This is a genomic window from Kitasatospora sp. NPDC001683 (assembly GCF_053596495.1).
In genome coordinates this window covers 66,796-76,614 of the sequence record NZ_JBSFGK010000037.1, presented here as the reverse complement: position 1 = coordinate 76,614, position 9,819 = coordinate 66,796, and the positions used below count along the sequence as shown (strand labels likewise).

Annotated in this window: 4 protein-coding genes and 1 rRNA gene; 3 read left to right on the top strand and 2 right to left on the bottom strand. The window is 71.6% G+C overall.

Annotated elements, in window-relative coordinates; genetic code table 11:
- A 5S ribosomal RNA gene (gene rrf, locus ACWCYO_RS21190) occupies window positions 1–92 on the top strand; the annotation flags it as partial.
- Between the two features lie 61 nt (window positions 93–153).
- Window positions 154–1,017, top strand: coding sequence for a phosphatase PAP2 family protein (locus ACWCYO_RS21185; protein WP_270143706.1), 864 nt, complete (start codon window positions 154–156; stop codon window positions 1,015–1,017).
- On the opposite strand, the gene ACWCYO_RS21180 is transcribed toward ACWCYO_RS21185, so the two are convergent.
- Together ACWCYO_RS21180 and ACWCYO_RS21175 are read right to left on the bottom strand one after the other, a co-directional pair.
- Window positions 1,010–1,573 carry a GPR1/FUN34/YaaH family transporter gene (locus ACWCYO_RS21180; protein WP_449785080.1) on the bottom strand — a complete coding sequence of 188 codons (564 nt, stop codon included), beginning with the start codon at window positions 1,571–1,573 and terminating at the stop codon, window positions 1,010–1,012. The genes ACWCYO_RS21185 and ACWCYO_RS21180 overlap by 8 nt on opposite strands.
- Before the next feature lie 317 nt (window positions 1,574–1,890).
- Window positions 1,891–4,575 (bottom strand): SpoIIE family protein phosphatase, encoded by a 2,685-nt coding sequence (locus tag ACWCYO_RS21175; RefSeq protein ID WP_405000639.1) that lies wholly within the window; start codon window positions 4,573–4,575, stop codon window positions 1,891–1,893.
- A gap of 465 nt (window positions 4,576–5,040) precedes the next feature.
- Between ACWCYO_RS21175 and ACWCYO_RS21170 the strand changes: the two genes are divergently transcribed.
- Window positions 5,041–9,567, top strand: coding sequence for a HAMP domain-containing protein (locus ACWCYO_RS21170; RefSeq protein ID WP_405000800.1), 4,527 nt, complete (start codon window positions 5,041–5,043; stop codon window positions 9,565–9,567).
- Window positions 9,568–9,819: the final 252 nt, after the last annotated feature.

Genomic DNA, 9,819 nt, shown 5'->3' with positions numbered 1-9,819 from the left:
CGCCCGGTTACATTCCGAACCCGGAAGCTAAGCCTCACAGCGCCGATGGTACTGCAGGGGGGACCCTGTGGGAGAGTAGGACGCCGCCGAACAATCATTCCAAAAAGACCCCTTCCCATTCGGGAAGGGGTCTTTTTGCGTTAACCTCTGCCAATGCAGAACCTGACCCTGACCTGGCAGACGGCCGGCGGCGCCGCCGTCGTCCTCTACGGAGGCGCGTACGCCGCCGCGCGGGTCCGGAAGCCGGGGGTGTCGGCGTTGCTGCGGGAGGCCGGCACGCTGCTGGCGCTGTTCGCGCTCTGGCAGCTGGTGGGGCACCTGTCGGTGATGAGCGCCGATCACGCGGTGGACCGGGCGGATTGGATCCACCGGACCGAGCGGGAGATCGGGCTGCCGGACGAGGCGTCCTGGCAGGCGGCGGTCATGCCGTACCCGGTGCTGGTGCGGCTGGCGAACTACTACTACGCGGTCATGCACTTCGCCGTCATGCTCGCTGTGCTGCTCTGGGTCTTCCTGCGGCACCGGGAGCGCTACGCGTGGGTGCGCAACACCGTGGTGATCACCACCGCGATCTGTCTGCTGGTGCAGTTCATCCCGGTGGCGCCGCCGCGGATGCTGCCGCAGAGCGGGTTCGTCGACGTGGCCGCGGAGTACGGGCAGTCGGTGTACGGCGGCGCGGTCGGCGGGGTGGTGGTGGCCGACCAGCTGTCGGCGATGCCCTCGGTGCACGTCGCCTGGTGCGTGCTGGTGGCGGTCGCGGTGGTGCGGGTGTCGCGGAGTCCGTTCCGTTGGCTGATGGTGCTGCACCCGGTGCTGACGGTCTCGGTGGTCGTGGTGACCGCCAACCACTTCTGGGCGGACGGCATCGTCGCCGTCTCGATCCTGCTGTTCGCCTACGCCGTCCTGGCGTTGGCGGCACGGCGGCGGGGTCGGGTCTCCGTCGAGACGACGGAGACCCGACCCCGCACCGGTGCCGAGGACCGGCCGAAGGCGGACCGGCCCAGGCAGGTCACTTGACCGGCAGGGCGAGCTTCCCCCAGGAGCCGTTGCTCAGCGCGGAGGTGGCCCAGTACCAGGCGACGAGCCCGGCTACGGCCGCGATCCAGCCGGCGGCCTTGCCGAGGCCGCTGTAACCGCCGAAGACCGCGATGGCGCTCAGCGCGAGGGAGAGCGTGAACAGGCCGTAGACGGCGCGGCTGAACAGGCCCGCGCCCCAACTGGCGGCGGTGAGGCTGAGGGCGAGCAGGGCCCACAGCAGCAGGAACAGGCCGGCGGCGTTCTTGCTCGCGCCGCCCGCCACCGACCAGGTCGCCCAGAAGGCACCGAGGCTGGTGAAGGCGGTTCCGGTGAAGCCCTCGCCGCGGCGGAGCTGCCAGAGACCCGCGATGAAGAGGGTGACGCCGCCGAGCAGGTGGGCGAGGTGGGCCGCGTCCCCGACGCCGGTGCCGTGCAGGATCCCGGTGGAGAGCAGACCGTAGGCGAGCAGTGTCAGGCCGAGGGCGAGGTAGCCGAGGTTACCCGCGTCGGCTCCGGTGGAGCGGGCGTTCGTTGCCCCGGTAGCGTCGTTGCTCACCGGAGGCTCCTTTCACTCTGGGCGCGCGCAGGGCGCAGTGACGCTGTGGTGTGGTGTCGAGGAGTGGATGCGCGCGACCGCGCCGAGGGCGCACGGCTGTGAGCGTGCGCGGGCTGCGGTCAGAAGTGAGGTCGGAAATGGTGGGCCGGCGGAGAACCGCTGGTCACGTCCTCGCCGGGGAGATTCCCCGGCGAGATCGGTTTACCCGGCCTTGCTTGCTTGTACCCTTGTGAAGATAACAATTTGTGACTGCGTCAGCTGCGGGGTGCTCATGACTGACGCCGGTCACGACTGGCGATGCTCAGGACTGACGCCGGTCAGGACTGACGCTGGTGGGGCACCCGCAGGGTCAGGATCGCCATGTCGTCGGACGGCGGCTCCGGGGCGAAGCGTTCGACCGCGCGCTGCACCCGCATCGCGACCGCGCCGGCGGTCAGGCCGGTGCAGCCGGTGAGCACCTCGGCGAGGCCGTCGTCGCCCAACATCCGTCGGCCCTCCCGGCGTTCGGTGACGCCGTCGGTGACGCAGAGCAGGACTTCACCGGGGGAGAGCACCAGGTGCTCGGCGGTGAGCTCGAGGTCGTCCATGACGCCGAGCAGCGGCTGCGGGGTGGCGGCCCGGTCGACCTGGCCGTCGGTGCGCAGTCTCAGCGGCAGCGGGTGGCCGGCGCAGACCAGGGACAGTTCGGTGCTGCCGTCCGGGCGGGGCGTCAGTTCGCCGTAGAGCAGGGTGAGGAAGCGGCTGCGCGAACCCTCGTCCAGGATGGCCGCGTTGAGCCGGCGCAGCACCTGCGGGGCGTCCAGGCCCTCGCGGGCGAGCAGGCGCAGCGAGTGCCGGGCCAGGCCGGTGACGGAGGCGGCCTCGGGGCCGGTGCCGCAGACGTCGCCGATGGCGAAGCCGTAGGTGCCCTCGCGGATGGTGAACAGGTCGTAGAAGTCGCCGCCGACCTCGTTGCCCTCGCCCGCGGCCTGGTAGTAGACGTCCACCTCGACGCCCGGGATCTCGGGCAGGTCCGGCGGCAGCAGGCTGCGCTGCAGGGCCTGGCTGGTGGCGGTGCGCTCGGAGTAGAGGCGGGAGTTGTCGAGGGCGAGGGCGGCCCGGCGGGAGAGGTCCTCGGCGAGTTCGAGGATCTCCTGGCGGAACCGGACGCCGGCCGGGACGCCGAGGGCGAGCAGGCCGATGACCCGATTGCGGGCGGTCAGCGGCAGGACGACGGTCTCGCCGAGCAGGCCGGCGAGTTCGGGGCTGTCGGTGAGGCCCCGGGCGGCGGCGGTCTCGGTGGGCGTGGTCCAGAAGCGGACGCCGTGGGTGGGTCCGGCCCCGGGGGAGGGGGTCTTGTCGAGCAGGTCGCGCAGCGGGTCGATCCGGTCCTCGTCCTCGTGCAGGACGAAGGCGAGGCCGGCCGAGGAGCCGTGGTCGCCGTTGGTGTAGACGGCGCACCAGGAGGCGAGGGTGGGGACGGCCATCTGCGCCATCAGCGCGAGGGTCTGCTCGTGTTCGAGGGTGCCGGCCAGCAGGTCGGAGGCCTCGACGAGGAAGGAGAGCGAGCCGCGGCGCAGTCGTTCGAGCTCGGTCAGCCGGGTGCTCTCGACGGCCAGGGCGACCCGGTCGGCGGCGAACTGCAGGCGCAGCGCGTCCTCGTTGTCGTAGCGGCCGGGGGCGGCGGTGGCGATGCCGAGCGAGCCGATGAGGCGGCCCTCGACCTTGAGCGGGACGGTGACCAGGGAGCGCATGCCGCTGCCGGCCAGCAGGGGCAGGCCGGTGGGGCGGGCGGTGAGGTCCTCGTGGACGGAGGGCAGCCGGGCGGAGTCGTAGCGGTTGCCGGTCCCGACCGGGAAGCGGGCATGCCGACGGTGCCCGGTGGTGAGGCCGGTGGCGGCGCGGACCTCGAACTCGGTCTCGTCGTCGGTGGTGAGCAGCAGGTAGGCGGCGTCGGCGTCGAGCAGGTCGCGGGCGCGTTCGACCGTGCGCTGGAGCAGGGTGTCGAGGTCGTCGGTGACGACCGGGCCGGCCAGCAGGTCGAGCCGGGGTCCGGCCGCGTCGGCGCGCTCGCCGGGCAGGGCGCGGGCGGGGGAGCGCAGCACGGCGCGGTCGGGTTCGAGGACGAGCAGGCAGAGGGTGGAGGGGACGCCCTCGGTGTCGCGCACGCGCACCTGGACGCCGTACACCTCGACCTCCTCGCCGTCGGGCAGCCGCAGGCCGTAGCCGCCCTCCCAGCGGGCCAGCCGGAGGGTGTCGGTGAGGCCGGGGCCGTGGCCGGGGGTCTGCGGCCAGACCGCGAGGTCGGCCCAGGGGCGGCCGAGGACGGTGGCGGCGGGGTGGTGGAAGAGCGCCTCGGCGTCGGGGTTCCAGGCCAGCACGCGGCCGTCCTCGTCGAGCTGGACGACGGCGACGTGCACCGGTCCGGGGCCGCTGGGCAGGTCGCTGCCGGGGGTGGCCGGAACGGCGTAGCGGGTGCCGGTCACGTGTGCGGGCAGGGTGAGCCGGAACCAGACGGTCTTCTGCCCGGCCGCGTACTCGACGCCCCAGCGCTCGGCGAGCGCGGAGCACATCAGCAGGCCGCGACCGCCCTCGCCGTCGGGGTCGGCGTAGCGGTCGGAGGCGGAGACCGGCCCGTCGCCGAGGGAGGGCAGGCCGCGCTCGGGGTGGTGGTCGGTGACCTCGATCCGGACGGTCTGCTCCTCGCGCAGGCAACAGACCTCGGCGGCGGTGCCGGCGTGCACGACGGCGTTGGTGACGAGTTCGCTGACCAGGACGACGGCGTCGTCGACGACCTCGGGCAGGCCCCAGCCGAGCAGCGCGTCCCGGACGAAGCCCCGGGCGGCGGCCGCGGACCGGCCGTCGGGGTCGAAGGTGGCGGCTGCGCGCGCGGTGACCACGTTGCCACTTCTCCTCTGCTGCTCTGGCCCTGACTGTCCGGGGTGCGGCGCCGACCTCCCCGGGCGCGCCGTCGGGGTGAGCGGCGGCGCTGGGTCGGGTCGTGGCCCGGTGCAGCGCTCCACCCTACTTTCCGCTTGGTTCCCCGTGAGGGCGGGGCCGTGAAACAGGCACCTGAGGGTGATTCTGCCCACCTGTTTCGGACGGTGCGGGGACAACCGAGCGCAACCGGCCGTATACCCGGCGCCAGTACTGCCAGACTGGGGGGTCCGCGACGGCCGGTGGGAGCAGTACGGTCGTGTGGGTGCCGGTGGTCCGGAGGGTCCGGCCGGTACGCAGCCCAGCCGGGCCGGTGCCAGGGTTCGTGCCGTTCCGGCACGGCGGTCACCGGACAGTTCACACGATGTGGGAGGGGCCCGTTGAGTTCGGCCATCAAGGACGCCACCAAGGACGCAACCGGTACGACGCCGCCCGCGCCGCGCGGCGGGCGGTCCGGGACCGCGCCGCGGATCGCGGCCGGCCGGCGACCGGGCCACAACCGCAGCGCGGAGCCCGCCGAGCTGCGCAAGCTGCTGGCCGCGCTGACCGCGATGCGGGACGGCAACTTCCGGCGCCGGCTGACGGTCCCGGGTGACGGGCCGCTGGCGGAGATCGCCGCGGTGTTCAACGAGGTCGCCGAGCGCAACCAGCACCTGACCGGTGAACTGGCCCGGGTGCGGCGGGCGGTGGGTCGCGAGGGCCGGCTGAACGAGCGGCTGGAGACCGGTGCGGGCGAGGGCGCCTGGATGGCGGCCGTCGACAACTGCAACGCGCTGATCGACGACCTGGCCCGTCCGATGGCCGAGGTGGGCCGGGTGCTGACCTCGATCGCCGAGGGCGACCTGGACCAGAAGATGGAGCTGCGCTCGCTGCACAGCAACGGGGTGAGCCACCCGCTGCGCGGCGAGTACCTGAAGATCGGCCGGACCGTCAACGGACTGGTGGACCAGCTCTCGGAGTTCACCGACGAGGTGACCCGGGTGGCCCGCGAGGTGGGCACCGAGGGCAAGCTCGGCGGGCAGGCCAAGGTCCGCAGCGTGTCCGGCAGTTGGAAGGACCTGGCGGACTCGGTCAACACCATGGCGGGCCGGCTGACCGCGCAGGTGCGCAACATCGCCCAGGTGACCACGGCGGTGGCCAAGGGCGACCTGTCCCGCAAGGTGACCGTCGACGTGGCCGGCGAGATGCTGGAGCTGAAGAACACCGTCAACACGATGGTGGACCAGCTGAACGGCTTCGCCGCGCAGGTCACCACGGTGGCCCGGGACGTCGGTACGGAGGGGCGGCTCGGCGGTCAGGCGCAGGTGCCGGGCGTGGCCGGGGTGTGGCGCGAGCTGACCGACTCGGTGAACTTCATGGCCGACAACCTGACCGGCCAGGTGCGCAACATCGCCCAGGTGACCACGGCGGTGGCGCGCGGGGACCTCTCGCAGAAGATCGAGGTGGACGCGCGCGGCGAGATGCTGGAGCTGAAGAACACCATCAACACGATGGTGGACCAGCTCTCCGGCTTCGCTGAACAGGTGACCCGGGTGGCCCGCCAGGTGGGCACCGAGGGGCGGCTCGGCGGTCAGGCCCAGGTGCCCTGGGCGGCCGGGGTGTGGCGGGACCTGACCGACAACGTCAACTTCATGGCGAACAACCTGACCGACCAGGTGCGCAACATCGCCCAGGTGACCACCGCGGTCGCCAAGGGCGACCTGTCGCAGAAGATCCAGGTGGACGCGCGCGGGGAGATCCTGGAGCTGAAGAACACCATCAACACGATGGTCGACCAGCTCTCCTCCTTCGCCGACGAGGTGACCAGGGTGGCCCGGGACGTCGGCACCGAGGGCATCCTCGGCGGTCAGGCGAGCGTGCCCGGGGTGTCCGGGACGTGGAAGGACCTGACCAACAGCGTCAACCTGATGGCCAACAACCTGACCAGTCAGGTCCGCAACATCGCCGAGGTGACCACGGCGGTGGCGCGCGGCGACGTGTCGAAGAAGATCACCGTCGACGCCCGGGGCGAGATCCTGGAGCTGGTGACCACCGTCAACACCATGGTCGACCAGCTGTCGGCCTTCGCCGACGAGGTCACGCGGGTGGCCCGCGAGGTGGGCACCGAGGGCATCCTGGGCGGCCAGGCGCGGGTGCGCGGGGTGTCGGGGATCTGGAAGGACCTGACCGACAACGTCAACTTCATGGCCTCGAACCTGACCGGACAGGTGCGCAACATCGCCGAGGTCGCCTCCGCGGTGGCCCGCGGCGACCTCTCCAAGAAGATCACCATCGATGCCCAGGGCGAGATCGCGACGCTCGCCGGGACCCTGAACACCATGGTCGACCAGCTGTCCGCGTTCGCGGTGGAGGTCACCAGGGTGGCCCGCGAGGTCGGCACCGACGGCACCCTGGGCGGTCAGGCGAGCGTGCCGGGCGTGGCCGGCATCTGGAAGGACCTGACCGACAACGTCAACCAGATGGCCAACAACCTCACCGGCCAGGTCCGCAACATCGCGCTGGTGATCACGGCGGTCGCCCGCGGTGACCTCTCGCAGAAGATCGACGTCGACGCGCGCGGCGAGATCCTCCAGCTGAAGACCAACATCAACACCATGGTCGACCAGCTCTCCGCCTTCGCCGACGAGGTCACCCGGGTCGCCCGCGAGGTGGGCACCGACGGGCGGCTCGGTGGCCAGGCCCGGGTGCCCGGGGTGGACGGCACCTGGCAGGACCTCACCGAGTCGGTGAACGAGCTGGCCAACAACCTGACCCGGCAGGTGCGTGCGATCGCCCAGGTCGCCACCGCGGTGACCAGGGGCGACCTGAGCCTGCGGATCGACGTGGACGCCGCCGGGGAGCTCGACGAGCTCAAGGACAACATCAACCAGATGATCGCCAACCTGCGCGAGACCACCCGCACCAACCAGGAGCAGGACTGGCTCAAGACCAACCTGGCCCGGATCTCCGGCCTGCTGCAGGGCCGCCGGGACCTCGAGGCGGTCGCCTCGCTGATCATGACCGAGCTGACCCCGGTGGTCTCCGCCCAGCACGGCGCCTTCTTCCTCGCCCAGCCGGCCGGCCGCACCGCCGAACTGATCACCGAGGACGACGACGAGAACGACACCGTGCTGCGCCTGATCGGCAGCTACGGCTACCAGCGGCGGGCGATGCCGACCACCTTCCGGCCGGGCGAGTCGCTGATCGGCCAGGCGGCGGTGGAGAAGCGGGCGATCATCGTCAAGGAGGCGCCGCCCGGGTACCTCAAGATCGCCTCCGGCCTCGGCGAGGCCTCGCCGACCCACATCGTGGTGCTGCCGGTGCTGTTCGAGGGCCGGCTGCTGGGCGTGATCGAGCTGGCCACCTTCAGCTCCTTCACCACCGTCGCGCTGGACTTCCTCAACCAGATCGCCGACCTGATCGGCGTCACCGTCAACACCATCAGCGTCAACACCAAGACCGAGGGCCTGCTGCTGGAGTCCCAGCGGCTCACCGCCGAACTCTCCATGCGGTCCGCCGAATTGGAGGCGCGTCAGGAGGAACTGGAGCGCACCAACGAGGAGTTGCAGGAGAAGGCCGAGCAACTCGCCCAGCAGAACCGCGACATCGAGATCAAGAACAGCGAGATCGAGGAGGCCCGGCAGGTCCTGGAGGAGCGCGCCGAGCAGCTCGCCCTGGCCTCCCGGTACAAGAGCGAGTTCCTCGCCAACATGTCGCACGAGCTGCGCACCCCGCTCAACTCGCTGCTGATCCTGGCCAAGCTGCTCTCCGACAACAACGAGGGCAACCTCTCGCCCAAGCAGGTCGAGTTCGCCGACACCATCCACGGCGCCGGCTCCGACCTGCTCCAGCTGATCAACGACATCCTGGACCTGTCCAAGGTCGAGGCCGGCAAGATGGACGTCCGCCCGAGCCGGATCGCCCTGGTCCAGCTGGTCGACTACGTCGAGGCCACCTTCCAGCCGGTCGCCGTCGACAAGAACCTGGACTTCGCGGTGCGGGTCTCGCCCGCCCTGCCGGTCACCCTGCACACCGACGAGCAGCGGCTCCAGCAGGTGCTGCGCAACCTGATCTCCAACGCGGTCAAGTTCACCGACAACGGCGGCGTCGACTTCTCGATCAGCCCGGCCGGCCGGGACGTCCCGCAGCACGTGCGCGAGCGGCTGCTGGAGTTCGGCTCGATCCAGGGTCCGGACGACGAGCTGATCGCCTTCTCGGTCTCCGACACCGGCATCGGCATCCCCGGCAACAAGCTGCGGGAGATCTTCGAGGCGTTCAAGCAGGCCGACGGCACCACCAGCCGCAAGTACGGCGGCACCGGCCTCGGCCTGTCGATCAGCCGCGAGATCGCCCGGCTGCTCGGCGGCGAGATCCACGCCGAGAGCGAGCTGGGCGAGGGCTCGACCTTCACGCTCTACCTGCCGCTGCGCACCGACGCCCCGGACGCGCCCGCCGAGCGGCCGGTCGAGCGGCCGGCCACCCCGAACCCGCCGGCGCCGCGCGCCTCGGTCGGGGTGACCCCGGTGGGCCTGCCGGTGCCGGTCGGCGAGAGTCCGGCCGACCACTGGGCCCAGGAGGTCCGGGAGATGGCCGAGGAGCGCCGCCGCGGGGCGATGGAGCGCCGGCGCAACGCCGCCCTGGAGAGCGCCGCCGCGCCCCGGGTGGTGGAGCCCGTGCAGCAGCCCCGCCCGGTCCGCGGCGACACCCGCTTCGACGGCCAGCAGGTGCTGATCGTGGACGACGACGTGCGCAACGTGTTCGCCCTGACCAGCGTGCTGGAACAGCACGGGCTGACCGTGCTGTACGCGGAGAACGGCCGCGAGGGCATCGAGATGCTGGAGCAGCACGAGCACGTGGCGCTGGTCCTGATGGACATCATGATGCCGGAGATGGACGGCTACGCGACCACCGAGGCGATCCGCCGGATGCCCCAGTTCGCCGGTCTGCCGATCATCGCGCTGACCGCCAAGGCCATGAAGGGCGACCGGGAGAAGTCGCTGCAGGCGGGCGCCACCGACCACATCACCAAGCCGGTGGAGACCGACCACCTGCTGTCGGTGATGTCGGAGTGGCTGAACGGCGACCGCGCGCGCGAGTGAGTGGAGCGGGTGAGCCGCCGACGGGCGCGGACCCCGGGTTCGCGCCCACCGGCCCGCCGGTTTGCTGGCGGTCGGGCCCGGGAACCCGGTAGGGTCACCGATCGTTGCGAACAGTGACCGGATGGCGACACGCTGCTGAGCGTACGCCGGAGCACTGACCGCGCGCGGCTCCGGATCGGGTCACGACGGAGCGATGTGCCGGGCGAGGGGGTGCGGCTAGCATGACCGGGGTAGCGGTGGGCAGTACGCGAG

Coding starts and splice junctions, on each gene's coding strand:
- ACWCYO_RS21170 (WP_405000800.1), top strand. CDS start 5,041: ATGCGGGACGGCAACTTCCGGCGCCGGCTGACGGTCCCGGGTGACGGG.
- ACWCYO_RS21185 (WP_270143706.1), top strand. CDS start 154: ATGCAGAACCTGACCCTGACCTGGCAGACGGCCGGCGGCGCCGCCGTC.